The organism is Geodermatophilus sp. URMC 64 (assembly GCF_053502555.1).
This window is the reverse complement of sequence record NZ_CP199955.1, coordinates 2,321,602-2,347,140: the sequence shown is the minus strand read 5'-3', so window position 1 is coordinate 2,347,140 and position 25,539 is coordinate 2,321,602. Positions and strand designations below refer to the sequence as shown.

Below are 25,539 nucleotides of genomic sequence, written 5' to 3'. Positions count from 1 at the left end.
GGCCGGAACCCTAGACGGGGTCGGCCGCCAGCCGGCCGGTCGCGCGCTGCACCGTCCCGATGGCGACCACGACGAGCACCAGCAGGGCGAGCCCGCCGATCACCACGACGGCGGGCAGCTGCAGCGTGGCGTCGAGGGCGGCGATCGCCGCGGCCCCGGCCGGCCACCACCAGCCGCTGCGCCACCGCCCGGACATGCCGCTGTTGGTCGCGCTCATGGCGAGGAAGTACAGGGCCACGCCGCCGGCCAGCAGGAGCCGGGTCGCCGGCGGCACCTCGCCGCGGCCGCCCTCGACCACGCCCAGCTCGATCCCGGCGCCGATCGCGGCCAGGGCCAGGCAGAGCGGCAGCTGCCCGAAGACGTAGACGTCGTGGGCGACCTCGCTGCGGTGGCCGCGGGTGCGGTTGAGCAGCCGCTTGGCCCCGGCGCCGGCCAGGTCGAAGTAGCTCCACCACAGTCCGGCGGCCAGGACGAACGACACGACGGCGACCGCCACCGCCGGCGCCGTCCACTCCGCGTCGATCAGCCCGTTCGCGATCGCCGCGATCGACTCGCCGAGCACGAGGATGACCAGCAGCGCGAAGCGCTCCGGCAGGTGCTCCAGGTGCAGGGGGACGTCGGTCTTCGCCCGCGTGACCAGCAGCGGCACCACCGCCTCGACCAGGACGGCGGCCGCCCACAGGGCGAAGCACACCGGCCGCGGCAGCAGCGGCGAGACCGCCCAGAGCAGGGTGCCGACGGCGGTGCCCGCGAGGTAGAGCCGGACGACCGGCCGCGCCTGCTCGACGTGCCGGTGCGCGCGCCCGTACTGCAGGAGCAGCAGCAACCGCAGCGCCACCTGGCAGCCGACGAAGATCCCCAGCCGGGCGCCGGTCGCCTCGGCGGCGCTCGCGGCCAGCCCGATGACCGCGGCCATCCCGCCCAGCTTGTACAGCCGGAAGAGGACGTCGTCGTGGTCGAAGCGGTTGGCGTAGAGGGTGGCGCTGGTCCACGCCCACCACACGGTGGCGAACAGCCCGGCGAAGACGAGCGTCCCGTGCCAGCCCACGTCCTCCCGCAGCCGGCCGGCGAGCTCGGCGAGGACGAGCACGAAGGCGAGGTCGAAGAAGAGCTCGAGCCGCGAGGCGGTGCGCTCGTCGTCGGTCTGCAACCCGGGCGGGCGCAGGAGTCCGTGCTCGCGGAGAGTACGAAGGATCACGGCAGCTCCCCTACCCCCGAGGAGGGCCCGCTCCCCATGGCCGCGCCGCGCGCCCTGGTACCCGTGCTGATCTTCCTCAGCACCTGCGTCGCCGTGATCAGCAGCCTCGGCGCCCCGCTGGTGCCGGCCATCGCCCGCGACACCGGTGCCTCCCTGGCAGACGCACAGTGGACGCTCACCGTCACCCTCGTCGTCGGCGCGGTCGCGACGCCGGTCGTCGGCCGGCTGGGCGACGGACGGCACCGGCGGGCCGTCGTGCTGGCGGTGCTCGCGGTCGTCGTGGCCGGTGGCGTGCTGGCCGCCCTGCCGCTCGGCCTCGGCTGGCTGATCGCCGGCCGCGGGCTGCAGGGCTTCGGGCTGGGCCTCACCCCGCTCGCCATCGCCACGGCCCGCGACGAGCTGCCCGGCCCGCGGGCCCGGTTGACTGCGGCCGCGCTGTCGATCACCACGGCCGCGGGGCTGGGCCTGGGCTATCCGCTCACCGGGGCGATCGCCGAGCTCGGCGGGGTGCGGACGGCGTTCTGGTTCGGCGCGGCGGTGCCCGCGGTCGCGCTGGTCGCGGCGGCCGTCGTCCTCCCGCCGTCGCCTCGGCGCCCCGCCACGCGGCTCGACGCGGTCGGCGGGCTGCTGCTGGGCACCGGGCTGGCCTGCGGGCTGATGTACCTGAGCGAGGGCGAGGCGCAGGGCTGGGGCACGCCGTGGCTGCTCGCCCTCGCCGCCGTCGCCGTCCTGACGCTGACCGCGTGGGCGCTCTGGGAGCTGCGCACCCCCGCACCGCTCGTGGACCTGCGGCTGGCGCGCGGCCGCAGCGCGGCCGTCGCGCACGCCGCCGCGCTGCTGATCGGTCTGGCCAACTACCTGCTGCTGGCCGCGGTCACCTTCCTCGCCCAGACGCCGACGTCGTCCGGGTACGGCTTCGGGGCCTCGGTGGTGCTCTCCGGGCTGATCCTGCTGCCGTTCTCGGCGGGGAGCCTGCTCGCCGGCCGGGCCGCCCGCGCGCTCGTCGTCCGCGGCCGCGGGCACCTGGTGCTGCCGGCCAGCGCGCTGGTCGTCGCCGTCGCCGCGGTCCTGTTCGCCACCGCCCGCGGCCACCTGTGGGAGCTGTTCGTGCTGATGGGGGTCTCCGGGGTCGGCGTGGGCGGCGCCTTCTCGGCGTTCCCCGGCCTCATCACGCAGGCGGTCCCGCCGAGCGAGACCGGCAGCGCGATGAGCCTCAACCAGGTGCTGCGCTACGTCGGCTTCGCCACCGGCAGCGCGCTGACCGCCACGTTGCTCGAGGCCGCCAGGCCGGAGGGCGGCGGCGTCCCGGCGAGCGGCGGGTACACCGCCATCGCCGCCGTCGCGTGCGCGGTGGCGCTGGTCACCGCGGCGCTCACCGGGGCGCTGCTGCGCCGCACCGCCGGCGCCGAGCCCGCGGTCGCCGACGCCCGGGTTACCGGGCGGTAGGACGTGTGGGATCGTCGGGGAATCCACGGTCGACGACGGCGAGGACGCCGTCAGGGAGTAGAGGTCCGATGCGGTTGCAGCTGTCCCCGGAGGACGAGGCCTTCCGGGAGGAGATGCGCACCTTCTTCACGACCCAGGTGCCGCAGTCGATCCGCGACACGGTCGCGGCCCACCGCCACCTGACCAAGGACCAGTACGTCGAGAGCCAGCGCACTCTCAACGCCGCGGGCCTGGCCGTGCCGCACTGGCCGGTCGAGTGGGGCGGCAGGGACTGGACGCCGCTGCAGCGCCACATCTGGCGGGAGGAGATGCAGCTGGCCGCCGTCCCCGAGCCGCTGGCCTTCAACGCCAGCATGATCGGCCCGGTGCTGGCCCACTTCGGCACGCCGGAGCAGAAGGAGCGCTTCCTGCCCGCGACGGCGAACATGGACATCTGGTGGTGCCAGGGCTTCTCCGAGCCCGACGCCGGCTCCGACCTGGCGTCGCTGCGGACCACCGCCGTTCGCGAGGGCGACGAGTACATCGTCAACGGGCAGAAGACGTGGACGACGCTCGGCCAGCACGCCGACTGGATCTTCTGCCTGGTCCGCACCGACCCGACCGCGGAGAAGAAGCAGCGCGGCATCTCGATGCTCGTCTTCCCGATGGACAGCCCCGGCGTCACCCTGCGGCCGATCGAGCTGCTCGACGGCACCCACGAGGTCAACGAGGTCTTCTTCGAGGACGTCCGCGTGCCCGCCGAGAACCTGGTCGGCGAGGAGAACCAGGGCTGGACGATCGCCAAGTTCCTGCTCGGCAACGAGCGGGTCGGCATCGCCCGGGTCGGCCACACCAAGCGGCTGCTCAGCGACGCCAAGCAGCACGCGCGCAGCATCGTCGTGGGCGGCACCCCGCTGTCGGAGGACCCGTTCACGACCGCCCGGATCGCCGAGCTCGAGAACGAGCTGCTCGCCCTCGAGCTCACCGCGCTGCGTGTGGTCGCCCACTCCGCCGACGGCCGGCCGCACCCGGCGTCGTCGGTCCTCAAGCTGCGCGGCTCGGAGCTGCAGCAGGCGGCCACCGAGCTGCTCGTCGACCTCGCCGGCCCGCTGTCGCTGGCGTCGTACGCCGACGACGGCTCCGACGTCCCCGAGTGGGCACGGGCCGCTACTCCCGAGTATCTGAACTACCGCAAGGTCACCATCTACGGCGGCTCGAACGAGGTTCAGCGCACCATCATCGCCGGCACGATCCTGGGGTTGTGATCTCACCGTGGACTTCACCTACGACGACGAGCAGAACGCCCTCCGCGAGGCGGTGAGCGGGCTGCTGACCCGCGCGTACGGCGACAGCGAGCAGCGTCGCCGGGTCGTGGCCGCCGATCCCGGCTTCGACGAGAAGACCTGGGCGCGGATGGCCGAGATGGGCCTGCTCGGGCTGCCCTTCCCCGAGGAGTCCGGCGGCATGGGCGCCGGGCCGGTCGAGGTCGCGATCGTGGCCGAGGAGATCGGCAAGGTCATCGCGCCCGAGCCCTTCGTCGAGGCGGTCGTCCTCACCGGCGGCCTGATCGGAGCCGAGGGCACCCCGGCGCAGCGCGAGGAGCTCCTCGGCGGTCTCGCCGAGGGCACGCTGATCCCGGCGTTCGCGCACGCCGAGCCGGGCACCCGCTGGACCCCCACCGCCAGCGGCGTCAAGGCCACCGAGGACGGCGGCACCTGGCGGCTGACCGGCGTCAAGGAGCCCGTGCTCAACGGAGCCCGCGCCGACGTCCTGGTGGTCAGCGCGGTCGCCGGCGGCGGCACGCGGCTGTTCGTCGTCCGCGGGGATGCCGACGGGCTGACCCGCACCGGCTACCGCACCCACGACGGCGGCCGGGCGGCCAAGGTCGAGTTCGCCGGCACGCCGGCCGAGCCGCTCGGCGCCGGCGGTTCGGACCAGACGGCCGCGATCGAGCGCGCGCTGGCCGAGGCCCGGATCGCCTACGCGCACGAGGCGGTCGGCGCGATGCAGACGGCGCTCACCACGACGACGGAGTACCTCAAGACCCGCAAGCAGTTCGGCGTCACGCTCAACAAGTTCCAGGCGCTCACCTTCCGCGCCGCGGACATGTACGTGTCGCTGGAGCTGGCCCGCAGCATCGTCCTGTGGGCGTCGCTGGTGATCGACGCCGGCGGGGACGTCGTCACCGCCGCCGAGCGGGCCCGCCTGCAGACCAGCCGGGCCGCGCGGCACATCGGCAAGGACGCCATCCAGCTGCACGGCGGCATCGGCGTCACGGCGGAGTACAAGGTCGGCCACTACACCAGCCGGCTGACCGCGATCGACCACGTCCTCGGGGACGGCGACTGGGCGCTGGCCCGCCTGGCCGCCGCCGTCGACACCTACCCGACGGTCGACCCGCTCGGCGCGCCCTACGCCTGAGGATCGGGGGCTTCCCCGGCATCAGTCGGGGAAGCCCTCGATCACGAACACGTCCGTGCCGGTGGGCACGGCCCGGCCCAGCCGGAACCCGGCGGCGGACAGCAGGGTGCCGTACTCGTCCAGCTCGCGCTCGCGGCCGCCCGGGGCGACCAGCATGTTCAGGTCCGAGAACGCCGTCCGCACCGGGTCCGGCGCGAGGTCGAGCAGCTGCTCGACGAGCAGCAGGACCCCGGACGGCGCCATGGCCCGGCGGCAGTTCGCCAGGATCGCCACCGCCTCCTCGTCCGGCCAGTCGTGGATCACGGCCTTGAGCACGTAGGCGTCGCCGCCCTCGGGAACGCCGGCGAAGAAGTCGCCGCCGACGGCCGTGCACCGCTCCCCGAGCCCCGCCGCGGCGACGACGTCGGGCTGGTCGAACAGCACGCCACGCACCGTGGGGTGCCGGGCGAGCACCGCGGTCAGCAGTCCGCCCCGGCCCCCGCCGACGTCGACGACGGTGCCGAACCGGCCGAAGTCGTAGGAGGCGGCCACCGCGTCGGCCACGGCGGCGGACAGCGACGTCATCGCCCGGTCGAAGATCTCCTGCTCCGCCGGGCGGCGGGCGCGGAACTCCCAGACCGACGTGCCGTGCACGCGGGCGAAGGCGTTGTCCCCGGTGCGGACGCTGTCGGCCAGCGCCGTCCAGGCGGCGACGTAGGAGGGCCGCCCGATGAGCTCGGCCCACCCCGCGAGCGAGCCGGGCACGTCCCGGCGCAGCGTGGCGCCGAGCTCGGTCAGCGCGAACCTGCCGTCGCCGGCGTGTTCGTAGACGCCCACCGCGGCGAGCGCGCGCATCAGCCGCCGCAGCGTCGGCTCGTGGGTGCCGGTGGCCTCGGCCAGCTCGGCGACCGTGCGCGGCCCGACCGCGAGCAGGTCGGACAGTCCGAGGCTCGTGGCGGCCGAGACCGCGTAGGACACCTGGAAACCGTTGAGCATCGCCCGCATCCGCGGAACCGCGTCCATGCCGGCGATCCTGGCCCGCGTGCCGCGCGGGCGACAGTTGCTGCTCGCCCAACGCCTCCTCGCCTCAGGACATCCCGAACAGCCACCGGGTCACCCGCCAGCGGCGCACGAGCAGGTCGTAGGCGGCCAGCGTGATCAGCACCGAGAAGGCGCAGATGAGCGCGTATTTCGCCACGGGCGGTGCCGACCACCCGACGACGACGAAGGCGACGGCCACGACCACCGGCTGGTGCAGCACGTACCAGGGCAACACCGCCGGGCGGGCGTAGGCGGCCAGCCGGCGGCCACGCCCCGACGACGGCGCGGCGTCCGCCGGCCGCCCCCCGCCGAGCAGCAGGCCGGTGATCGCGAGCGTGACGCACCAGCCCGCGACGCCGTAGCAGCCGCGGCCGATCAGGCTGACCGGGTCGCGATCGACCAGCGGATCGGCGCCCTCCTGGCCCATCCGCAGCACCAGCAACGCCCCGGCGGCCAGGAACGCCGCCAGTCCCACCGCCCCGGCCACCGGCACCGCCCGACGGACGGCGACGCGGATCCGGTCGTCCGCGGCCAGCACCAGGCCGGCGGCGAAGAACAGCCCGTAGGCAACCTCGTTCCACGCTGCGATCCCCTGGTCCACGCCGAGTCCGGCCGTCACCGCGGCGATCACGACCGCGGGCGCGAGCACCGTTCGCCGCCCCACGCCGGCCGCCAGCCGCTCGATCGCGCGCCCGCGGCACAGCAGGCTCAGCACGGGCACCGCGGCCAGGGAGTACAGGAGCAGGAGCACGAGGAACCACAGGTGGCCCGTCTCGAACGCGCGCCCGTCGGCCGCCGGGCGCAGCAGGAAGGGGAACTCCGACCAGTCGACCCGCACGCGGAAGAAGCGCGGCCAGAACTCCGCGTAGGACTCGGTGTAGCCGGGGTCGGCGCGCAGCCGCAGCCACACGGGCAGCGGGACGAGCAGCACGGTGCCGGCGACGAGCGGGACGGCGAGGCGCCGCAGCCGCCGGCGGACGAAGGCGGCCCCGCCGGCGCGCTGCCACGCGAACCACGTGCCGACGCCGGAGACGAGGAACAGCAGCGGCATCGCCCAGATGACGACCGGCGCCGCCATCGGGGTCAGCACGTCAGTGGTGCGGTCGTTCTTGACGTAGAAGTCGTCGTCGGTGGCGAACACCAGCGCGGCATGGAAGAAGATCAGGCCGGACACGACGACCAGGCGGGCGAGATCGAGCCCCGCCCAGCGCACGAGGCCGCCCGGAGGTGCCTGTGTCGTCGCCATGCGCCGTCCTCCCGCCGCCACGCTGGCAGACGGGCGACCGGCGGCCGAAGGGCCGAAGGCCCTCGGCTACTCCCCCAGCATCGCCCGGCGCAGCTCGTCGGCGTCGGCGCGGACCTGCTCGAGCACCGGCGGGAGCGCCTCCTCGCCCAGCACACCGCAGGTCAGCCGGCTGACCGGCACCGGCTCGTAGTCCTCGGTGCACAGCCGGGCGGCGATCTCGAAGGAGGCGCGCAGCAGGCTGCCGCCCGGGTCGCCGAGGTCGTCGACGGTCTTGAGCGCCGCGACCATGCCGGCCGGGAAGCCCCACTGCTCCAGCGCGACGGCGGTCAGCCGCAGCGCGTGGATGCCGTAGCGCTGCACCTCGGCGGCGCGCCGGCCGAGGAAGGTCGGCTCGGCCGCGACCAGCTCCCCGTAGCCCTCGCGGTCGTTGTGGTGCAGCAGCGCGGCGCCCATCTGCGCGAGCAGGCCGATGCAGAGGGCGTCCGGCGGCCGCTCGCCGAAGCGCGGCGCCAGCGTGGAGGCGGCCAGGGCGAGGCTGGTGGACACCGACCAGAAGTCCTCGGGCAGCCGGGACTCGTCGTCGAGGTCGGTCAGCGCGACGGTGGCCATCGTCCGCACCGTGGTGAAGCCGACGACGGTGACCGCGAACTGAAGCGAGGTGACCCGCCCGCGCATGCCGAAGTAGGCGGAGTTGGCCAGCTTCATCACCCGGCCGGCCAGGGCGACGTCGGTTGCCAGGATGTTCGCCAGCCGCTTGGCGCTGGTGTCGTCGGAGTTGGCGACCGAGACGATCTGCGCGGCGACCGGCTTCTGCGCGGCCATGGTGTCGATGCTGGCCAGCACCCGCTCGATGTCGAACGACGGCGCGGACACGGCGACGAGGGGGGTCATGGGGTGGGCTCCGGGGAATCGGCCGGCGGGGCGTCGTCCCGCTGGGCGGCGAACCAGGTGGCGGTGTCCGGCCCGGTCATGGGCCGGCCGAGGCTGAACCCCTGCAGGTAGGTCGCGCCGAGCCGGGCCAGGGCCTCGGCCTGCTCGACGGTCTCCACACCCTCCGCGACGGTGCAGAGGTTGAGGGTGTGCGCCAGCGCGATGACCGCCGAGGCGATCTCCGCGTGGCCCTCGGCCAGCTCGGCGACGAACGAGCGGTCGACCTTGAGGCAGTCGACCGGCAGGTGCCGCAGGTAGGCCAGCGAGGAGTAGCCGGTGCCGAAGTCGTCGATGGCCACCTCCACGCCGAGGTCGCGCAGCTGCTGGAGCACCCCGCGGGCCAGCGCCGGGTCGGCCATGAGGGCCGACTCGGTGATCTCGATCGACACCCGGCCCGGGTGCAGCGCGTGGCGGTGCAGCGCCGCGCGCACCTGCGCGGGCAGGTTCTCGTCGAGCTGCAGCGCCGAGACGTTGACGTTGGCCCGCATCGGCGCCGCCGGGCCGAGCTCGGCGTCCCAGGCGGCGAGCTGACGGCAGGTCTCGTCGAGCACGAGCAGGCCCAGGCCGGCGATCAGCCCGCTCTCCTCGGCCAGGGGCACGAAGGTGGCCGGGCTGATCGGGCCGCGGTCGGGGTGCTCCCAGCGGGCCAGGGACTCCACGGCGACCGGCTCGCCGTCCCCGGCGCTGAAGATGGGCTGGTAGAGCAGGGTGATCTCGCGCCGCTCGATGGCGTCGCGCAGGTCGGCCACCAGGCGCAGCTTGTCCCGCGCCTCGGCGCGGCCCTGCTGGTCGAGCACGGTGATCCGGCCCTTGCCGCCGGCCTTGGCCTGGTACATGGCGATGTCGCAGTCGCGGATGAGCTCGTCGGCCTCCACGTGCTCCGTGGTCTGCACGGTGACGCCGACGCTCGCGTGCGGCCGGACGTCGACGCCGCCGAGGCCGACCGGGGCGGAGATGGCCTGCCCGATCCGCTCGGCGAGGGTGACTGCGTCGGCCTCGTCGACGCCCTCGCAGACCACGACGAACTCGTCGCCGCCGAAGCGGGCGACCAGGTCGCCGGGGCGGACCGTGGCGGTCAGCCGGGTCGCGATCTCGACCAGGAGCTCGTCGCCGGCGGCGTGCCCGAGGGAGTCGTTGACGACCTTGAAGTTGTCCAGGTCGAGGAACAGGCAGGCCAGCTCGCTGCGGCCGGCGACGAACCGCTCGGCGACGTACTGGGCCAGCAGCGTGCGGTTGGGCAGCCCGGTGAGCGGGTCGTGGTTGGCCTGGTGGGCCAGGCGCTCCTCGAAGGCCAGCCGCTCGGTGATGTCCTCGATCGTGCCGACGAAGCCGGCGCCGACGCCGGGGGTGATCAGGTGGGCGAAGCGGAGAACCGTCGTCCGCTCGTCGCCGTCCTCGCGAACCAGGCGGGCGGTGGCCTCCCCGTCGCTGCCCTCGAGGGCCAGCGCGGCCTGCTCGACGACCGCGTCGAGGTCGTCGGGGTGCACGGCGCTCATCCAGCCGGTGCCGAGCAGCTGCTCGGCCCGGCGTCCGACCAGGCTGCAGAACGCGTCGTTGACGTGCGCGAGCCGCATGCCCTGCTCCGAGAGCAGCATCGGGATCGGCGAGCGCTCGGTGAGCGTGGAGAACCGCCGCTCGTGCGCGTCGGCGGTCGCCCGCAGCGCCCGCTCGAGGTCGTTGGTGGTGGAGACGACGCGCACCGTCCACATCCGCCCGCTGGGCGCAGGCGTGGCGATGACCACGGACTCGACCGTGGCGCCGCTCGCGGTGCGCACCGGCAAGGTCATCTGCGCGACCCGCTCGCGGCGCAGGAGCAGCTTGAGCTCGCTGCCGCGCAGCGTCGGCAGAAGGTTCTCGACCGGCAGGCGGAGCAGGTCCTCGAGCCCGTACCCGAGGAGCTTGACCGCGCCCTGGTTGCCCCAGGTGACCCGCGGGGTGGTCCCGACGGTCTCGGCGACGAGGATCGCCATGCCCTCGGAGACGGTGGCGCTGTAGACGATGGAGGAGACGACCTCCGGTGGCACGCACTCGCCGACCGGCGAGCTGGGCGTGGCGGCCACGGTCCTCCCTCCTGCTCGTTGCGACGATGCGGAACCGTCGCGATCGGTTCCTCGTGGGCGTGATCGACCGCTCCGGACGGGTGGTCGCGCCGAACCGACCAGGCTCACCCGAACGAGGGGTGCGACGATCCGAAGGCGAAGCACCGGAGGCAAGGGAGCACAGTGCGGATGCGAATCGGAGTTCCCGGCGAGTCCCGACCGCGCGAGACGCGCGTGGCGGCCACGCCGTCGACGGTGGCCGCGCTGCGCCGTCTCGGCTACGAGGTGGTCGTCGGCGCGGGCGCGGGACGGGCCAGCAGCTTCGCCGACGAGGCCTACGCCGAGGCGGGGGCGCGGATCGTCGCCGACGCCGAGGCGTGGGCCGCCGATGTCGTCCTGCACGTCAACCCGCCGACTCCGGAGGAGCTCGACCGGCTCGCCGACGGCGCGACGCTGGTCAGCCAGCTCGCGCCGGCGCTCGACCCCGCGCTGGTCGCGGCGCTGGCCCGCCGGCCGATCACCGCCCTGGCGATGGACGCCGTCCCCCGCATCTCCCGGGCGCAGTCGCTCGACGTGCTCAGCTCGATGGCCAACATCGCGGGCTACCGCGCGGTCGTGGAGGCCGCGCACACCTTCGGCCGGTTCTTCACCGGCCAGGTCACCGCCGCGGGCAAGGTGCCGCCGGCGAAGGTGCTGGTGGTCGGCGCCGGCGTCGCCGGGCTGGCCGCGATCGGTGCGGCCAGCAGCCTGGGCGCGATCGTCCGCGCCACCGACGTCCGGCCGGAGGTCGCCGAGCAGGTGCGGTCGCTGGGCGGGGAGTACGTGGCCGTGCCGGCGGCCACGTCGGACGGGACCGCGCAGGTCAGCACGGACGGCTACGCCCGCGAGATGAGCGAGGACTTCACCCGCCGCGCGGCCCTGATGTACGCCGAGCAGGCCAAGGACGTCGACATCATCATCACGACCGCGCTGATCCCCGGCCGGCCGGCGCCGCGGCTGCTCACCGAGGAGATGGTCGCGAGCATGCGGCCGGGCAGCGTGATCGTCGACATGGCCGCGGCGCAGGGCGGCAACGTGGCCGGGACGGTGCCCGACGAGGTCGTCGTCACCCCGAACGGCGTCTCGATCATCGGCTACACCGATCTGCCCGCCCGGCTGCCGGCCCAGGCCTCGCAGCTCTACGGCACCAACCTGCTCAACCTGATGAAGCTGCTGACCCCGGACTCGGACGGGCGCCTGGTGCTCGACCTGGACGACGTCGTGCAGCGCGGGATGACCGTGGTGCGGGCCGGCCAGGTGCTGTGGCCGCCGCCGCCGGTGCAGGTGTCGGCCGCCCCGGTCCCGGCCGCGCCTCCGCCCGCCCCGCCGGCCCTGCCGGAGAAACGGCCCGCTCCCCCGGGACGGCGGTTCGCGCTGGTCGGCGTCGCCGCCGCGGCGCTGTTCCTGCTGGCCGGCTTCTCGCCGAACGAGCTCATCGGCCATCTGACCGTGTTCGCCCTGGCCGTCGTCGTCGGGTTCTACGTGATCGGGTCGGTGCACCACGCCCTGCACACGCCGCTGATGTCGGTGACCAACGCGATCTCCGGGATCATCGTGGTCGGCGCGCTGCTGCAGATCGGCCACGACGACCCGGTGGTCACCGCGCTGGCGTTCGTCGCCGTCCTGGTGGCCAGCATCAACGTCTTCGGCGGCTTCGCCGTGACCCGCCGGATGCTCGGCATGTTCACCCGATGAGCGCCACGTCGGCCGCCGCCGCGGCCTACATCGTCTCGGCGCTGCTGTTCGTGCTCGCGCTGGCCGGGCTGTCGAAGCACGAGACCGCGAAGGCCGGCAACACGTTCGGGATCGCCGGCATGGCCGTGGCGCTGGCGGCCACCATCGGGCTGGCCACCCGCAGCATCACCGCCGGCGCGGTCGCGCTGATCGCCGTCGGCATGGCCGTGGGCGCCGTCATCGGTCTGTGGCGGGCCCGCCGGGTGCCGATGACCGGCATGCCCGAACTGATCGCCATGCTGCACAGCTTCGTCGGCCTGGCCGCCGTGCTGGTCGGCTGGAACGGTTACCTCTCCGTCGAGGCGGAGGGGGCCGCGCAGACCGAGGTGCCGGCCGACCTGCTCGGCATCCACTCCGCCGAGGTGGGCATCGGCGTCTTCATCGGCGCGGTCACCTTCACCGGCTCGATCGTGGCGTTCCTCAAGCTGTCGGCGCGGATCAGGTCGAACCCGCTCATGCTGCCCGGCCGCAACGCGCTCAACCTCGGCGCGCTGGCCGCCTTCGCCGTCCTGACCGTGGTCTTCGTGATCACGCCCAGCCTGCCGGTCCTGGCCGCGATCACCGCGCTCGCGCTGGCGCTGGGCTGGCACCTGGTCGCCTCGATCGGCGGCGGCGACATGCCCGTCGTCGTCTCGATGCTGAACAGCTACTCCGGGTGGGCGGCGGCGGCCTCGGGCTTCCTGCTCGGCAACGACCTGCTCATCGTCACCGGCGCCCTCGTCGGCTCCTCCGGTGCCTATCTCTCCTACATCATGTGCAAGGCGATGAACCGCTCGTTCGTATCGGTCATCGCCGGCGGCTTCGGCAACGAGGGCAGCGTCGCCGCCGACACCGACTACGGCACGCACACCGAGATCTCCGCCGAGGAGACCGCCGAGCTGCTGCGCACCGCGAAGTCGGTGGTCATCACGCCCGGCTACGGCATGGCGGTGGCGCACGCGCAGTACCCGGTCGCCGAGCTGACCCGCCGGCTGGAGGAGCTCGGCGTGCAGGTGCGCTTCGGCATCCACCCGGTCGCCGGACGGCTGCCCGGGCACATGAACGTGCTGCTCGCCGAGGCGAAGGTGCCCTACGACGTCGTCCTGGAGATGGACGAGATCAACGACGACTTCGCCGACACCTCGGTGGTGCTCGTCATCGGCGCCAACGACACGGTCAACCCCGCGGCGCTCGAGGACCCGGCCAGCCCCATCGCCGGCATGCCGGTGCTGCGGGTCTGGGAGGCGGAGGACGTCGTCGTCTTCAAGCGCTCGATGAACACCGGCTACGCCGGCGTGCAGAACCCGCTGTTCTTCCGCGACAACACGCGGATGCTCTTCGGCGACGCCCGGCAGCGGGTGGAGGACATCCTCAAGGCCCTGTAGCGCCTCAAGGTCCTGTAGCGCCCCGCTGCAGGACGACGCAGCAGCGGCCGGGAGCCGGGTCGAGGGCGGCGCGGATCCCGGGCTCGCCGCGCTCCTCGAGCAGCGCGGTGAGCATGCCGAGGTTCATGCCGCAGACGAGCGCGGTGTGCGTGGCGGCGAGGTCGTGGAAGGGGCAGTTCCCCAGGACGACGCCGTCGGCCGTGTCCCGGGGCTCGAAACCCAGGCCGGCCAGGACGTCGACCAGCGCGCACGGCGACCCGGCCAGCCGCCGCCCCTCCGCCGACGCCGCCTCGCCGACCGCCTCGAGCACGGGGACGGCGCCGTCGGCCGCGGCGTCGACGGCGCCAGCGAGGATCCGCCCGGCCAGGTCGTAGTGCCGCTCCGGCAGGGAGACGTCGAACTGCCGCGCCGAGCGGCGGTAGAGCTTCGCCGGGCGGCCCGCGCCCGGACCGCGGCGCCCGGACAGCCGCCGGTACTCGGTCTCCAGCAGCCCGTCGTCGACCAGGCGGTCGAGGTGGAATTTCACCGTGTGCCGGGGCAGGCCCACGCCCTGGGCGGCCTGGTCGCGGCTGACCGCGTCGTCGGCGGCGGCCACGAAGCGGTACAGCGCCCGCCGCGCCGGATCGGCCAGCGCGCCGACGGCCGCGAAGTCGTCGTCCATCACGGCCCTCCATTTCTAAGAGACAGACCTCTTGCCGTAAGACTGCCATCCGTTCTAACGTCCATGCTACCGTCCTTTACACCGGAGGTCGCCATGACGCTGCTCGACAGGTCCACCACACCTCACTCCCCCGCCCGGTTCGAGGCGGCCGCGTCCCAGGTCCTCTTCCTGCTGCGCGCCGGCTTCACCGTGCTGCCGGTCCTGTTCGGCGTGGACAAGTTCACCGACGTCCTCGCCGACTGGTCGACCTACCTCGCCCCGCAGATCGACGACCTGGTGCCGGGCACGGCGCACCAGGCGATGCTCGCCGTGGGCGTCGTCGAGATCCTGGCCGGCCTGCTGGTCGCGGTCGCGCCCCGGATCGGCGCACCGGTCGTCGCCCTCTGGCTGGCCGGGATCATCGTCGACCTGCTGCTGCTCGGCGGCCACGCCGACATCGCGCTGCGCGACCTCGGGCTGCTGTTCGGCGCGGTCGCCCTGACCCGCCTCGCCTGGGCCCGCTCCGCCTCCTCCGCCGTCCGGTCATGACCTCCCCCGCCCCCCTGGAGGAAGCCACGGGCGCCCGGCTGCGGGTCGTCGACGAGCGCGACCTGCCCGACGCCGCCGCGGCCGAGGTCGCCGCCGAGGCCTTCCTCGCCGCGCTCGGGGTCGACACGAGCAGGCCGGGGCTCGCCGAGACCCCGCGCCGGATGGCCGCCGCCTACGCCGAGCTGCTCACCCCGCGGTCCTTCGACCTCACCACGTTCCCGAACGACGAGGGCTACGACGAGCTCGTCCTCGCCCGCGGCATCCCCGTGCAGTCGGTGTGCGAGCACCACATGCTGCCGTTCCGGGGCGTCGCGCACGTCGGCTACCTGCCGGGCGAGCGGATCGTCGGGCTGTCGAAGCTGGCCCGCGTCGTCGAGCTGTTCGCCCGCCGCCCGCAGGTGCAGGAGCGGCTGACCACGCAGGTCGCCGGCTGGCTGACCTCGCAGCTGCGGCCGCGCGGCGTCGGCGTGGTGATCGAGGCCGAGCACATGTGCATGACGCTGCGCGGCGTTCAGGCGCCCGGCACCACGACGATCACCTCCGCACTGCAGGGCCTGCTGCGGGAGGATCCGCGGTCACGGGCGGAGTTCCTGTCGCTGACCACCGGAGGGCCGAGATGAACGTCGTCGTCGTGGGGGCCGCGCTGGCCGGGGCACGGGCGGTGACCGCGCTGCGGGAGGAGGGCCACGACGGCCCGATCACCCTGGTCGGCGCCGAGCCGCACCTGCCCTACGAGCGGCCGCCGCTGTCCAAGGGCTACCTGATGGGCAAGGACCCGCTGGAGTCGGCGTTCGTGCACCCGGAGGCCTGGTACGCCGAGAACGACGTGACGCTGCGGCTGGGCACCCGGGTCACGGCGATCGACCGGGGCGCCTCCCGCGTGGAGCTCGACGTCGGCGACGCGCTGCCCTACGACCGGCTGTTGCTCGCGACCGGGGCGGTCCCCCGGCCGCTGTCGATGCCCGGCGCCGAGGAGCTGCGGCCGCACTACCTGCGCACGATCGAGGACAGCGACCGGCTGAAGGCCGCGTTCACCTCCGGCGCCCGCGTGGTCGTCGTCGGCGCCGGGTGGATCGGGCTGGAGGCCGCGGCCGCGGCGCGCGCCGCCGGGGCCGACGTGGTCGTCCTCGAGTACGCCGAGCTGCCGCTGCTGCGCGTGCTCGGCCCCGAGATGGGCCGCGTGTTCGCCGACCTGCACACCGACAACGGCGTCGACCTGCGCTGCGGCGTCCGGATCGCCTCCGCCCGCGCCGGCGGCCAGGCCGGAGCGGGCGCGCTCGTGCTCGAGGACGGGACGGAGGTCGCCGGCGACGTCGTCCTCGCGGGTGTCGGGGTCGCGCCGGACGCCGAACTGGCCCGCGCCGCCGGACTGCCCGTGGACGACGGCGTCGTCGTCGACGCCTCACTGCGGACCGAGGACCCCGCCGTGTTCGCCGCCGGGGACGTCGCCAACGCCTTCCACCCGCGCTACGGCCGGCACATCCGGGTCGAGCACTGGGCCAACGCGCTCAACCAGCCGCCGGTCGCGGCCAAGGCGATGCTGGACAAGGAGGCGAGCTACGAGCGGCTGCCCTACTTCTTCAGCGACCAGTACGACCTGGGCATGGAGTACACCGGCTGGGTCGAGCCGGGCGGCTACGACCGGGTCGTCGTCCGGGGCGACCTCGGCACCCGCGAGTTCGTCGCCTTCTGGACGGCGGAGGGCCGGGTGCTGGCCGGCATGAACGTCAACGTCTGGGACGTCACCGGGCCGATCGGCGACCTGATCCGCTCCGGCCGGCCGGTGGATCCCGACCGGCTGGCCGACCCGGACGTGCCGCTCGACCAGCTGTGAGCGTCGAGGTCCACCCGGCGACGGCCGACCGCTGGGACGACGTCGTCCGGGTGTTCGAGGGCCCGGGCGACCCCGGCCGGTGCTGGTGCCAGTGGTTCTACCGCGGCGCCGTCGCCGACCAGGAGCACGCGGCGGCCAACCGGGAGGCGCTCTGCGGGCAGGTGCGGGAGGGGCCGCCGCCCGGCGTGCTCGGCTACGTCGACGGCGAGCCGAGCGGCTGGGCTGCGGTCGGGCCCCGGCCGACCTACACCCGGCTGACCAACGGGCAGCTCCTCCGTGGCACCCCCGGCCTCGACGACCCGTCGGTCTGGGCCGTGACCTGCTTCGTCGTCCGCCGCTCCGCCCGCCGCACGGGGCTGTCGTCGGCACTGCTGGCCGGGGCCGTCGACCTCGCCCGCCGGGGCGGGGCGGACGAGGTCGAGGGTTATCCGGTCGACCTGGCGGAGCGGCCGCGGGTGAGCGCCGCCGAGCTGTACCACGGGCCGTTGTCGGTGTTCCTGCGCGCCGGGTTCACCGAGGCGCACCGGCCGCAGCCGGCGCGGCCCGTGGTCCGGCTGCGGCTGGGCTGACCAGCCCGCGAGTCAGCCCGCGACGAGCCGCAGCGAGACGTCCCACAGGCGAGCGGCCGCCTCGGGGTCCAGCGCGTGCGCCGCGACCCCGGTCCGGGTGCCCTCGCGGTGCGGCCGGGCCTCGGCGCAGTCCTCGAAGTAGCGGCCGCCGATGCCCTCGACCAGCGGCGAGGCGGCGAGCAGCACCGACGTCGCCGCACCCTGCTCCGGCGTCTTCCACGCCGGGCCGTCGTTGCCCATCCGTGCCCGCAGCGCCGCCAGCTCCTCCTCGGTGACGTGGCGCTGCAGGTTGGTGCGGATGCCGCCGGGGTGCAGCGCGTTGACGGTGATGCCGTGGTCGGCCCACCGGCGCTGCGCCTCGACGGCGAACAGCACGTTGGCGGTCTTGGACTGCCCGTAGGCCAGCCACGGGTCGTAGGGGCGGGCGCGGAAGTGCAGGTCGTCGAAGACCACGCCGGAGCGCAGGTGCGCACTGGAGCTGACCGAGACCACGCGGGCGCCGTCGGCCCCCGCCATCGCCGGGTGCAGGCCGGTGGCCAGCGCGAAGTGCCCGAGGTGGTTGGTGGCGAACTGCAGCTCCCAGCCCTGCCGGGTGCGCCGCAGCGGCGGGGCCATGACGCCGGCGTTGTCGACCAGCATGTGCAGCGGCCCGTCCCAGATGTCGAGGAACGTGCGGATGGAGCGCGGCTCGGCCAGGTCGAGCGGCAGCACCCGCAGCCACGGGTTGCCGGTGGAGTCGGTGATGTCGCGGGCCACCCGCTCACCGGCGGCGCGGTCGCGGACGGCGAGGGTGACCTCGGCCCCCGCGCCGGCGAGTGCGCGGGCGGTCTCGACGCCGATGCCGGAGGCGCCGCCGGTCACGATGGCGCGCCGGCCGGAGAGGTCGACGTCCGCCACGACCTCGGCGGCGGTGGAGCGGGCGTCGAAGGGGGTGGAGAGACGGGGTAGGACGGTCATGCGGGATGTCCCCTCTGCGGGTGGACGAGAAAGATGGGAGAGCCCCGTAGGATCGGACCGGAGGCGCCTCCGGTACGTGCGCCACGTTATCCGGAGCAGCCTCCGCTTCGCAACCCCGACGACGAGGAGGCCGATCGTGCCGGCATCCGGCGGCCGCACCCTGCGCGCCGACGCGCAGCGCAACCGCGACCGGTTGCTGGAGGTGGCGGCGCACGCCTTCGCGGCCGGCGACGACGTCACCCTCGAGGCGATCGCCCGCGAGGCCGGCGTCGGCATCGGCACCCTCTACCGGCACTTCCCCACCCGCGAGGCGCTGGTGGAGGCCGCGTACCGCAACGAGCTGGCCCGGCTGTGCGACGCCGCCGGCGAGCTGCTGGAGACCGCACCCCCGGATGCCGCGCTGCGCGCCTGGATGGACCGCTTCGTCGACTACATGACCACCAAACGCGGGATGGCCGACGCCCTGAAGGCGGTGATCGCCTCGGGCGGCAACCCGTTCGCGCACAGCCGGGACCGGATGACCGAAGCGCTGGGCCTGCTGCTGCGCGCCGGCGCCGAGGCGGGCTCCCTCCGGCCGGACGCCGACCCCGCGGACGTGCTCGCCGGTCTCTCCGGCATCTCGCTCGCCGCCGGGGACCGGGACCGGGCGGGCCGGCTCCTCGACCTGCTCGTGGACGGACTGCGCTACGGAACGACACCGTCCTGATCGCCCGCGCGGGGACTGTCTTTCCGACCCGCGGCCTCCTACCGTGAGGTCGTGCGCGCCGAAGGTCTCCTCGCCGACCCCATGACGGCCGCGCGTGCCGACCACGTCTGCTGGATCTACGAGGACGACGACGACTTCGCCCAGGCGGCCCGCCGCTACCTCGAGGAGGGCCTCGCCCGCGGCGAGCGGCTGATGTGGATCGGCGAGGGCGACGGCGCCGTCCTGCGCACGCCCGCCGGTCCACTGGCCGACCTCGACGACCTGCGCGCCCGGGGCGTCCTGCAGGTGCTCGACGTCCGCGCCGGCTACGAGGGCTCCGGCGGGTTCGGCCCCGACGAGCAGTTCGCGTTCTACGACGCCGCGACCCGTGCGGCGATCGAGGACGGCTACCGCGGCCTGCGGGTGGTCGCCGACGTCAGTGTCCTGGCCGCCGACCCGGAGCGCCGTCCCGACCTGGTCCGCTGGGAGCACCTGGCCGACGAGTACATCGCCTCGGGGTCGGGGATGGTCGCGCTCTGCGCCTACCGCAGCGACCTCGGCGCCGACGCGCTCGACGACGGCGCCTCGGTGCACCCCGTGGTGCGCTCCGCCGGCAGCGGGCCGCCGTTCCGCCTCTGGTTCGACGGCGACACCCTCGCGGTCGCGGGCGCGCTGGACACCTTCGCCGCCGACCGGCTCGACCGCGTGCTCACCGGCTCGCACGTCGACGGGCCCGTGGTGACCCTCGACCTCAGCCGCGTCGAGTTCGTCGACGTCGGCGGCTGCCGCGCGCTGGCCCGCTGGGCCCGGTACCTGCAGGACCGGTCGGCCCGGCTGGAGCTCGTCGGCAGCTCGAGGGTGCTCAAGCGGATGTGGCGGATCCTCTGCTTCGACGAGTACGCCGAGGTCACGTTCCGGGAGCCGGCCGCATGAGCCTGTCCACCCGGGAGCCCGCGGCGGGCTTCGAGCACTCCGCCTTCTTCTACCGGGACGACGCGGAGTTCCTGACCGGCATCGGCGGGTTCGTCCGGGAGGGGCTGGCCCGCGGCGAGACGGTGGTGGTCGCCGAGCCGCGGCCCCGGCTGGAGCTGCTCCGCGACAGCCTCGGCGAACGGGCGGCCGCGGTGACCTGGCTCGACATGGCCGTGATCGGCGGCAACCCGGCGCGCATCATCGACGTCTGGGCCGGCGCCCTCGCCCGCGCCGTCGCCGAGGGCCGGCCGCTGCGGGGGGTCGGCGAGCCGGCCTTCGTGGGCCGCCGTCCGGCCGAGCTGGTCGAGGCCGAGCTGCACGAGCGGCTGCTCAACCGCGCGTTCGCCGAGGGCCCGGCGTGGCGGCTGGTGTGCCCCTACGACGAGGCGCGGCTGCCGGCCGAGGTGTGCGCGGGTGCGCGGGTCACCCACCCCTGCGCCGGGATCACCGACGCGGCGGACCGGGAGGCCTTCGGCGCCCCGCTGCCGCCGCCGTCCGGCGCCGTGCTGCGCGGCGACTACCGGGCCGGCGACGTCCCCGCCGTCCGCCGGACGGTGCGCACGTGGGCGCGCTCGTGCGGGCTGTCCGCCGAACAGGTCGAGGCCCTCGAACTGGCGGCCTCCGAGCTGGCCGCCAACGGCATCCGCCACGGCGGTGGCGGGGGCAGCGTGGCGATGTGGATGGACGACGAGGCCGCCGTCCTGGAGTTCACCGACGCCGGCCACGTGACCGAGCCGCTCACCGGCCGGCTGCGGCCGGACACCGGCGACCACGGCGGCCGCGGGATCTACCTGGTCAACCAGCTCTGCGACCTCGTGCAGCTGCGCTCCTCGCCGGCCGGCACGACCGTGCGGGTGCTCACCTGGCGGTAGCCGGGGCCAAAATGGCCACTTCGGCCGTCAGAAGTTCCCGCGGCGCGCCTGCTCGCGCTCGATCGCCTCGAAAAGGGCCTTGAAGTTGCCCTTGCCGAAGCCGAGCGAGCCGTGCCGCTCGATCAGCTCGAAAAAGACCGTCGGCCGGTCGCCGGTGGGCCTGGTGAAGATCTGCAGCAGGTAGCCGTCCTCGTCGCGGTCGACCAAGATCCCGCGCTTCTGCAGCTCCTCGATCGGCGCGCGGACGGTGCCGATCCGCGCCCGGAGCTCGGGGTCCTCGTAGTAGGAGTCCGGGGTGGCGAGGAACTCGACGCCCTCGGCGGTCATCGCGTCGACCGTGCCGATGATGTCGTTGGTGGCCAGCGCCACGTGCTGCGCGCCCGGGCCGCCGTAGAACTCCAGGTACTCGTCGATCTGCGACTTCTTCTTGCCGATCGCCGGCTCGTTGAGCGGGAACTTCACCCGGTGGTTGCCGTTGGCGACGACCTTGCTCATCAGCGCCGAGTAGTCGGTGGCGATGTCGTCGCCGATGAACTCGGCCATGTTGGTGAAGCCCATGACGCGGTTGTAGAAGTGGACCCAGTGGTCCATGGCGCCGAGCTCGACGTTGCCGACGACGTGGTCGACGGCCTGGAACAGCCGCCTCGGGGCGCCGGGCCGCTTCACGAACGTGGAGCGCTTCTCGACGAACCCGGGCAGATACGGACCGGCGTAGCGCGAGCGGTCGAGCAGGGAGTGGACGGTGTCGCCGTAGGCGGCGATCGCGGCCCGGCGGACGGTGCCGTGCTCGTCGGTGACGTCGTGCGGCTCCTCGACGACCGTCGCCCCCTGCGCCCGGGCGTGCGCGATGCACCGGTCGACGTCGGGCACGGTCAGCGCGATGTCGACGATCCCGTCGCCGTGCCTGCGGTGGTGGTCGGCCAGCGGGCTGGCCGGGTCGTAGGCGCCCTGGACGACGAAGCGCGCGGCCCCCGAGGTGAGGACGTAGGCGTGGGAGTCGCGGTTGCCGGTCTCCGGGCCGGAGTACGCCACGAGCTCCATGCCGAACGCGGACTGGAAGAAGTGCGCGGTCTGGACGGCGTTGCCGACGACCCACACCAGCGCGTCCCAGCCGGACACCGGGAACGGGTCGGTCGACTCGTCGTGCTCGACGAGGCCGACCAGCTGCTCGAGCTGGCGCAGGTCGAGACCCGCCAGCCGCTCCTCGTCGTTCAGGATCTGGTCCAGGCTCATCGCCCCTCCTCCGGCGCACGGGTGCTGCGTGGCCCAGCGCACTCCGGCGGGTTCGCCTGCGCAAGCGGTACTCCGCGTGCTGCATATCCTGACCGCCCGGGCTAGCGGTACCGGGTCGGTGCTGTGCAGACTGCGCAGCTGTGGATGCCCTCGACGTCGCGCTGCTCACGGCACTGCGCGAGAACCCGCGGGCGGGCGACCTGGAGCTCGCCCGCCGCACCGGGGTCGCGCGCGGCACGGTCACCGCCCGGCTGGAACGGCTCGAGCGGGCCGGCGTCGTCACCGGCCACGGCCCAGACGTCGACGTCGCCGCCGCGGGGTTCGGCGTCCAGGCGTTCGTCACCCTGGAGATCGCGCAGGGCGCGCTGGACGCCGTCCGGGCCGACCTCGAGGCGATCCCCGGCGTGCTCGAGGCACACGCCACCACCGGCAGCGGCGACGTGCTCTGCCGGGTGGCCGCCCGCTCGCACGAGGCGCTGCAGCAGGTGCTGGTCGAGCTCGGCCGCTCCCCCAACGTCGTCCGCTCGACCAGCGTCATCGCCCTGTCGGTGCTTGTGCCGTGGCGGACGCTGCCCCTGCTGGCCGCCGAGGCGGCGCCGGGCTCCGGCCGCTCCCCCCGGCACGGTTAGGTGTCCTCGCGCTCCAGGACGAAGAAGAACGGCTCGTCCACGTCGCGCATGTCCATGAGCCCGAGCAGGGTGCCCGCGGCGACCCGCCGGAAGACGTCGATCACCGGCAGCCGGTCGTAGACCACCGCGGCGGACACGACCCCGCGGTGCGCGAGCATGCGCAGCCGCGCGGCCGGGGCGCCGGTGCGGCGCAGCGGCTTCACCCCGGCGAAGCCCAGCCGCGCGACGGAGGTGCGGGCCACCCACGGGAACCGGCGCAGCAGACCGAGCGGGAGGTACGCGGGGTCGACCGGGCGGGGCTCGCCGGCGCCCTCCCGGAACAGCAGCGGGTGCACCGTCTCGGCGTCCACGACCTGTTTGCCGTACCAGCCGTGGGCCTCGAGCAGCCCGTCGAAGGGATGGCCGGTGGGCAGGCCGGTCCCCCGCCACCGGCCGGTCATGGCGGCGGCGTCCACCGGCGGGCGCCCGTCGAAGAAGGCGAGCGCGTCCGCCGGCTTGCTGCCCGAGCGGTGATGGCGCAGCCAGCGCTCGGCCGCCGCGTCGTCCATGCCCGCAGGCTAGCCGGGCGCAGCGCCCGGACGGCGCCGGGAGAAGATCGACCGGCACCCAGGCACCCAGGAGGACCGACCATGACCGAGCAGCCCGGCACCGACGCGCCCGCGTGGTTCGCGCGCGCCCTCGCGGCGGCGCCCGAGCGCCGGGACGTCGAGGTCGACGGCACGCGGGTGCACTACCGCGTCTGGGGCCGGCCGGGCGCGCCCGGGCTGGTGCTCATCCACGGCGGCGCGGCGCACTCGGGCTGGTGGGACCACATCGGGCCGCTGCTCTCGTCGCACCGCGTCGTGGCGGTCGACCTGTCCGGGCACGGCGACAGCGGGCGTCGCGAGATCTACGACATGCGGCAGTGGGCCCGCGAGGTCGTCACGGTCTGCGAGGCCGAGGCGCTGGACCGGCCCGTGGTGGTCGGGCACAGCATGGGCGGCTGGGTCGCGGTGACGGTCGGCGTCGAGCACGGGGACGCCGTCGCCGCGGTGGCCTACATCGACTCGCCGCTCAACGACCAGCCGCCGGAGGAGTCCCGGCTGGCCGAGCGCCGCCGTCCGCGCAAGGTCTACCCGACGCTCGAGGAGGCGGTCGGCCGGTTCCGCACGCTGCCGCCGCAGGACGTCGTCCTGCCCTACGTCGGCCGGCACGTGGCGCGGGAGTCACTGCGCCAGGTCGAGGGCGGCTGGACGTGGAAGTTCGACCCGAGCTTCTTCGGCCGCCGGCTGCTGCTGCGCGACCTGCTGCCCAAGCTGGCCTGCCCGGTGGCGCTGTTCCGCTGCGAGCACGGGCTGGTCAGCCCGGAGATGGCCGCCGAGATGGGCCGGCTGGTGCCCGAGCACCTGCCCGTCGTCGACGTGCCCGACGCCGGCCACCACCCGATGCTCGACCAGCCGCTGGCCCTGGTCACCGGCCTGCGCACGCTGCTCGCCCTCTGGCCCGCGGCCCGGGGACTTTAGCCCGAAAAAGCGCGCGTCACTGGGCGCGGGAGAGCACGCGGGAGATGCCGCGGGCGGCGGCGCGCACCCCCGGGGTGAACGGCCGGACGGCGGCCGGCGAGCTGCCGTGGACGACGATGGACAGCGCCGCGACCACGGTGCCCCGCTGCTCGATCGGCGCCGCCACCGAGACGGCGTCGGTGGTGACCTGCCGGTCGCTGACCGCGACGCCGGTGCGGCGCACCTCGGCCAGCACGCGGCGCAGCTGCCGCGGGTCGGTGATGGTGTGCGGGGTGTGCCGTTGCAGCGGGCCGGCGAGCACCCGCTCCTGCACCTCGAGCGGCGCGTGCGCCAGCAGCACCAGGCCCACGCCGGTCGGCGGCAGCGCGAACCGGCCGCCGACGCGGGTGTAGACGGTGACGGCGTCCCGGCCGGCGAACCGCTCGACGTAGACGACCTCCGTGTCGTCCCGGACGGCGAGCTGCACGTTCTCGTGGGTGACCTCGTAGAGGTCCTCCATGAACGGCAGCGCCGCCTCCCGCAGACCCAGCCCGCGCGGGGCGAGCGCGCCGAGCTCCCAGATGCGCAGCCCGACGCGGTAGCGGCCGTCGTCGTCGCGCTCCAGCGCGCCCCACGCGCACAGCTCGCCGACCAGCCGGTGGGCGGTCGACAGCGGCACCTCGGCGGCCCGGGCGAGGTCGGAGAGCGACAGCGCCGGCCGCTCGCGGGTGAACGACCCGAGGACGGCGAGCAGCTTGCCGCCCGCCGTCCGCGAGGGGTTCAGAGCTCGAGGACCAGCTTCGGGCACGCCGCCCGGGAGACGCAGATGAACATCGTGTCGTTCGCCGCCTGCTCGTCCGGCGTCAGCAGCGAGTCCCGGTGGTCCACCTCGCCCGCCAGCACCGCCGTCTCGCACGTCCCGCACGTCCCTTCCTGGCACGAGGACAGCACCTCGATGCCGGCCTCCTCCACCACCTGCAGCACCGACTTCTCCGGTGGCACGGTCAGCGTCCGCCCGGAGAGCGCGAGCTCCACCTCGAACGCCCCGGTCAGCACCGGCTCCCCGACGTCCTTGGGTGCGAACCGCTCGACGTGCAGCGAGCCAGGCGGCCACGCGGCGCAGCGCTGCTCGACCGCGACCAGCAGCGGCTCCGGTCCGCAGCAGTAGACCAGGGTGCCCGGCCGCGGCTGCCCGAGGATCCGGTCCAGGTCGATGAGCCCCACCTCGTCCTGCGGGTGCAGGGCGACCCGGTTGCCCGTCACCTCCTCCAGGGACTCGAGGAACGCCATCGACCGGCGGCTGCGGCCGCCGTAGTGCAGCTCCCACTCGGCGCCCGCCGCCCCGGCCGCCGTGATCATCGGCAGGATGGGGGTGATGCCGATGCCGCCGGCGACGAACAGGTAGCGCTCCGCGGGCACCAGCGCGAAGTGGTTGCGCGGCCCGCGCACCGCCACCTCGTCGCCCTCGGCCAGGGACTGGTGCACGTGGGCCGACCCGCCCCGGCTCTGCGGCTCGCGCAGCACGCCGATCCGCCACACGGACCGGTCGGCCGGGTCGCCGCACAGCGAGTACTGGCGGACCAGCCCGCCGGGAAGGTTCAGGTCGACGTGCGCCCCGGGCGACCACTCCGGCAGGTCTCCCCCGGCCGGGTCGCGCAGGTCCAGGACGACGACGCCCTCGGCGCCGGTCGTGCGGCGGTCG

At 74.5% G+C, this 25,539-nt stretch carries 24 protein-coding genes and 1 pseudogene; 14 read left to right on the top strand and 11 right to left on the bottom strand.

Annotation, left to right across the window (positions count from 1 at the left end; all coding sequences use genetic code 11):
- Positions 1 to 10 precede the first annotated feature (10 nt).
- A complete protein-coding gene (locus ACWIYF_RS11510) occupies positions 11 to 1,198 on the bottom strand; it encodes a low temperature requirement protein A (RefSeq protein WP_448628267.1) in 1,188 nt (395 codons plus the stop codon).
- Between the two features lie 36 nt (positions 1,199 to 1,234).
- Between ACWIYF_RS11510 and ACWIYF_RS11505 the strand changes: the two genes are divergently transcribed.
- The 3 genes from ACWIYF_RS11505 (at position 1,235) to ACWIYF_RS11495 (ending at position 5,044) form a co-directional block, all read left to right on the top strand.
- Complete coding sequence (locus ACWIYF_RS11505) at positions 1,235 to 2,644, top strand: MFS transporter (protein ID WP_448628266.1); 1,410 nt, start codon at positions 1,235 to 1,237, stop codon at positions 2,642 to 2,644.
- A gap of 68 nt (positions 2,645 to 2,712) precedes the next feature.
- Positions 2,713 to 3,888: an acyl-CoA dehydrogenase family protein gene (locus tag ACWIYF_RS11500; protein WP_448628265.1), complete on the top strand. Its 1,176-nt coding sequence runs from the start codon at positions 2,713 to 2,715 to the stop codon at positions 3,886 to 3,888.
- Between the two features lie 7 nt (positions 3,889 to 3,895).
- A complete protein-coding gene (locus tag ACWIYF_RS11495) occupies positions 3,896 to 5,044 on the top strand; it encodes an acyl-CoA dehydrogenase family protein (RefSeq protein ID WP_448628264.1) in 1,149 nt (382 codons plus the stop codon).
- A 21-nt stretch (positions 5,045 to 5,065) separates the two neighbouring features.
- Here the strand turns inward: ACWIYF_RS11495 and ACWIYF_RS11490 are convergent, their stop codons facing one another.
- From ACWIYF_RS11490 to ACWIYF_RS11475, 4 genes are all read right to left on the bottom strand, one after another.
- On the bottom strand, positions 5,066 to 6,046 hold the full coding sequence (locus ACWIYF_RS11490; RefSeq protein WP_448628263.1) for a methyltransferase: 981 nt from the start codon (positions 6,044 to 6,046) through the stop codon (positions 5,066 to 5,068).
- 64 nt (positions 6,047 to 6,110) lie between these two features.
- A complete protein-coding gene (locus ACWIYF_RS11485) occupies positions 6,111 to 7,310 on the bottom strand; it encodes an acyltransferase family protein (RefSeq protein ID WP_448628262.1) in 1,200 nt (399 codons plus the stop codon).
- 66 nt (positions 7,311 to 7,376) lie between these two features.
- Positions 7,377 to 8,201, bottom strand: coding sequence for an HDOD domain-containing protein (locus ACWIYF_RS11480; RefSeq protein WP_448628261.1), 825 nt, complete (start codon positions 8,199 to 8,201; stop codon positions 7,377 to 7,379).
- A complete protein-coding gene (locus ACWIYF_RS11475) occupies positions 8,198 to 10,300 on the bottom strand; it encodes a putative bifunctional diguanylate cyclase/phosphodiesterase (protein ID WP_448628260.1) in 2,103 nt (700 codons plus the stop codon). The genes ACWIYF_RS11480 and ACWIYF_RS11475 overlap by 4 nt, the downstream gene beginning before the upstream one ends.
- A gap of 168 nt (positions 10,301 to 10,468) precedes the next feature.
- Here ACWIYF_RS11475 and ACWIYF_RS11470 point away from each other — a divergent pair, with 168 nt between their 5' ends.
- Both ACWIYF_RS11470 and pntB read left to right on the top strand, forming a co-directional pair.
- Entirely contained in the window at positions 10,469 to 12,013 is a 1,545-nt protein-coding gene (locus ACWIYF_RS11470) for a Re/Si-specific NAD(P)(+) transhydrogenase subunit alpha (protein ID WP_448628259.1), read from the top strand.
- A complete protein-coding gene (pntB, locus tag ACWIYF_RS11465; RefSeq protein ID WP_448628258.1) occupies positions 12,010 to 13,416 on the top strand; it encodes a Re/Si-specific NAD(P)(+) transhydrogenase subunit beta in 1,407 nt (468 codons plus the stop codon). The genes ACWIYF_RS11470 and pntB overlap by 4 nt, the downstream gene beginning before the upstream one ends.
- Before the next feature lie 4 nt (positions 13,417 to 13,420).
- Here pntB and ACWIYF_RS11460 read toward each other — a convergent pair whose 3' ends face one another.
- Positions 13,421 to 14,077 carry a helix-turn-helix transcriptional regulator gene (locus tag ACWIYF_RS11460; RefSeq protein ID WP_448628257.1) on the bottom strand — a complete coding sequence of 219 codons (657 nt, stop codon included), beginning with the start codon at positions 14,075 to 14,077 and terminating at the stop codon, positions 13,421 to 13,423.
- A 93-nt stretch (positions 14,078 to 14,170) separates the two neighbouring features.
- Here ACWIYF_RS11460 and ACWIYF_RS11455 point away from each other — a divergent pair, with 93 nt between their 5' ends.
- Genes ACWIYF_RS11455 through ACWIYF_RS11440 form a run of 4 tightly spaced genes read left to right on the top strand, consistent with a single transcriptional unit; the run spans position 14,171 to position 17,008 of the window.
- Positions 14,171 to 14,605 (top strand): hypothetical protein, encoded by a 435-nt coding sequence (locus ACWIYF_RS11455; RefSeq protein ID WP_448628256.1) that lies wholly within the window; start codon positions 14,171 to 14,173, stop codon positions 14,603 to 14,605.
- The gene (folE, locus tag ACWIYF_RS11450) at positions 14,602 to 15,225 is read left to right on the top strand and encodes a GTP cyclohydrolase I FolE (protein WP_448628255.1); all 624 of its coding nucleotides are present in this window, start codon (positions 14,602 to 14,604) and stop codon (positions 15,223 to 15,225) included. Before ACWIYF_RS11455 ends, folE begins: the two co-directional genes overlap by 4 nt.
- Positions 15,222 to 16,439 (top strand): NAD(P)/FAD-dependent oxidoreductase, encoded by a 1,218-nt coding sequence (locus tag ACWIYF_RS11445; protein WP_448628254.1) that lies wholly within the window; start codon positions 15,222 to 15,224, stop codon positions 16,437 to 16,439. Before folE ends, ACWIYF_RS11445 begins: the two co-directional genes overlap by 4 nt.
- On the top strand, positions 16,436 to 17,008 hold the full coding sequence (locus ACWIYF_RS11440; RefSeq protein ID WP_448628253.1) for a GNAT family N-acetyltransferase: 573 nt from the start codon (positions 16,436 to 16,438) through the stop codon (positions 17,006 to 17,008). The genes ACWIYF_RS11445 and ACWIYF_RS11440 overlap by 4 nt, the downstream gene beginning before the upstream one ends.
- A gap of 12 nt (positions 17,009 to 17,020) precedes the next feature.
- Here the strand turns inward: ACWIYF_RS11440 and ACWIYF_RS11435 are convergent, their stop codons facing one another.
- Positions 17,021 to 17,965, bottom strand: a complete 945-nt coding sequence (locus ACWIYF_RS11435) for an SDR family NAD(P)-dependent oxidoreductase (RefSeq protein ID WP_448628252.1) — start codon at positions 17,963 to 17,965, stop codon at positions 17,021 to 17,023.
- 136 nt (positions 17,966 to 18,101) lie between these two features.
- Here ACWIYF_RS11435 and ACWIYF_RS11430 point away from each other — a divergent pair, with 136 nt between their 5' ends.
- Genes ACWIYF_RS11430 through ACWIYF_RS11420 form a run of 3 tightly spaced genes read left to right on the top strand, consistent with a single transcriptional unit; the run spans position 18,102 to position 20,494 of the window.
- A complete protein-coding gene (locus ACWIYF_RS11430; RefSeq protein ID WP_448628251.1) occupies positions 18,102 to 18,671 on the top strand; it encodes a TetR/AcrR family transcriptional regulator in 570 nt (189 codons plus the stop codon).
- Between the two features lie 51 nt (positions 18,672 to 18,722).
- Entirely contained in the window at positions 18,723 to 19,583 is an 861-nt protein-coding gene (locus ACWIYF_RS11425; RefSeq protein WP_448628250.1) for an MEDS domain-containing protein, read from the top strand.
- Positions 19,580 to 20,494 (top strand): anti-sigma factor RsbA family regulatory protein, encoded by a 915-nt coding sequence (locus ACWIYF_RS11420; RefSeq protein WP_448628249.1) that lies wholly within the window; start codon positions 19,580 to 19,582, stop codon positions 20,492 to 20,494. Before ACWIYF_RS11425 ends, ACWIYF_RS11420 begins: the two co-directional genes overlap by 4 nt.
- A gap of 27 nt (positions 20,495 to 20,521) precedes the next feature.
- Here the strand turns inward: ACWIYF_RS11420 and hppD are convergent, their stop codons facing one another.
- Positions 20,522 to 21,727 (bottom strand): 4-hydroxyphenylpyruvate dioxygenase, encoded by a 1,206-nt coding sequence (gene hppD, locus ACWIYF_RS11415; protein WP_448628248.1) that lies wholly within the window; start codon positions 21,725 to 21,727, stop codon positions 20,522 to 20,524.
- A gap of 140 nt (positions 21,728 to 21,867) precedes the next feature.
- Between hppD and ACWIYF_RS11410 the strand changes: the two genes are divergently transcribed.
- Positions 21,868 to 22,356 (top strand): Lrp/AsnC family transcriptional regulator, encoded by a 489-nt coding sequence (locus tag ACWIYF_RS11410; protein ID WP_448628247.1) that lies wholly within the window; start codon positions 21,868 to 21,870, stop codon positions 22,354 to 22,356.
- Here ACWIYF_RS11410 and ACWIYF_RS11405 read toward each other — a convergent pair.
- On the bottom strand, positions 22,353 to 22,904 hold the full coding sequence (locus ACWIYF_RS11405) for a DUF4334 domain-containing protein (RefSeq protein ID WP_448628246.1): 552 nt from the start codon (positions 22,902 to 22,904) through the stop codon (positions 22,353 to 22,355). The two genes, ACWIYF_RS11410 and ACWIYF_RS11405, sit on opposite strands and share 4 nt — an antisense overlap.
- An 81-nt stretch (positions 22,905 to 22,985) precedes the next feature.
- Here ACWIYF_RS11405 and ACWIYF_RS11400 point away from each other — a divergent pair, with 81 nt between their 5' ends.
- Positions 22,986 to 23,858, top strand: coding sequence for an alpha/beta fold hydrolase (locus ACWIYF_RS11400; RefSeq protein WP_448628245.1), 873 nt, complete (start codon positions 22,986 to 22,988; stop codon positions 23,856 to 23,858).
- Positions 23,859 to 23,874: 16 nt separating this feature from the next.
- Here the strand turns inward: ACWIYF_RS11400 and ACWIYF_RS11395 are convergent, their stop codons facing one another.
- Together ACWIYF_RS11395 and ACWIYF_RS11390 are read right to left on the bottom strand one after the other, a co-directional pair.
- The gene (locus ACWIYF_RS11395) at positions 23,875 to 24,645 is read right to left on the bottom strand and encodes an IclR family transcriptional regulator (protein WP_448628244.1); all 771 of its coding nucleotides are present in this window, start codon (positions 24,643 to 24,645) and stop codon (positions 23,875 to 23,877) included.
- Positions 24,618 to 25,520, bottom strand: a pseudogene (locus tag ACWIYF_RS11390) (PDR/VanB family oxidoreductase); the annotation flags it as partial. The gene ACWIYF_RS11395 and the pseudogene ACWIYF_RS11390, both read right to left, overlap by 28 nt.
- Positions 25,521 to 25,539: the final 19 nt, after the last annotated feature.

What these genes read in the sequence shown, in the direction of transcription:
- hppD (WP_448628248.1), bottom strand. Translation starts at nt 21,727, where the DNA reads ATGAGCCTGGACCAGATCCTGAACGACGAGGAGCGGCTGGCGGGTCTC.
- ACWIYF_RS11505 (WP_448628266.1), top strand. Translation starts at nt 1,235, where the DNA reads ATGGCCGCGCCGCGCGCCCTGGTACCCGTGCTGATCTTCCTCAGCACC.
- folE (WP_448628255.1), top strand. Translation starts at nt 14,602, where the DNA reads ATGACCTCCCCCGCCCCCCTGGAGGAAGCCACGGGCGCCCGGCTGCGG.
- ACWIYF_RS11420 (WP_448628249.1), top strand. Translation starts at nt 19,580, where the DNA reads ATGAGCCTGTCCACCCGGGAGCCCGCGGCGGGCTTCGAGCACTCCGCC.
- ACWIYF_RS11435 (WP_448628252.1), bottom strand. Translation starts at nt 17,965, where the DNA reads ATGACCGTCCTACCCCGTCTCTCCACCCCCTTCGACGCCCGCTCCACC.
- pntB (WP_448628258.1), top strand. Translation starts at nt 12,010, where the DNA reads ATGAGCGCCACGTCGGCCGCCGCCGCGGCCTACATCGTCTCGGCGCTG.
- ACWIYF_RS11470 (WP_448628259.1), top strand. Translation starts at nt 10,469, where the DNA reads ATGCGAATCGGAGTTCCCGGCGAGTCCCGACCGCGCGAGACGCGCGTG.
- ACWIYF_RS11445 (WP_448628254.1), top strand. Translation starts at nt 15,222, where the DNA reads ATGAACGTCGTCGTCGTGGGGGCCGCGCTGGCCGGGGCACGGGCGGTG.
- ACWIYF_RS11480 (WP_448628261.1), bottom strand. Translation starts at nt 8,201, where the DNA reads ATGACCCCCCTCGTCGCCGTGTCCGCGCCGTCGTTCGACATCGAGCGG.
- ACWIYF_RS11485 (WP_448628262.1), bottom strand. Translation starts at nt 7,310, where the DNA reads ATGGCGACGACACAGGCACCTCCGGGCGGCCTCGTGCGCTGGGCGGGG.
- ACWIYF_RS11500 (WP_448628265.1), top strand. Translation starts at nt 2,713, where the DNA reads ATGCGGTTGCAGCTGTCCCCGGAGGACGAGGCCTTCCGGGAGGAGATG.
- ACWIYF_RS11455 (WP_448628256.1), top strand. Translation starts at nt 14,171, where the DNA reads ATGACGCTGCTCGACAGGTCCACCACACCTCACTCCCCCGCCCGGTTC.
- ACWIYF_RS11405 (WP_448628246.1), bottom strand. Translation starts at nt 22,904, where the DNA reads ATGGACGACGCGGCGGCCGAGCGCTGGCTGCGCCATCACCGCTCGGGC.
- ACWIYF_RS11400 (WP_448628245.1), top strand. Translation starts at nt 22,986, where the DNA reads ATGACCGAGCAGCCCGGCACCGACGCGCCCGCGTGGTTCGCGCGCGCC.
- ACWIYF_RS11490 (WP_448628263.1), bottom strand. Translation starts at nt 6,046, where the DNA reads ATGGACGCGGTTCCGCGGATGCGGGCGATGCTCAACGGTTTCCAGGTG.
- ACWIYF_RS11460 (WP_448628257.1), bottom strand. Translation starts at nt 14,077, where the DNA reads ATGGACGACGACTTCGCGGCCGTCGGCGCGCTGGCCGATCCGGCGCGG.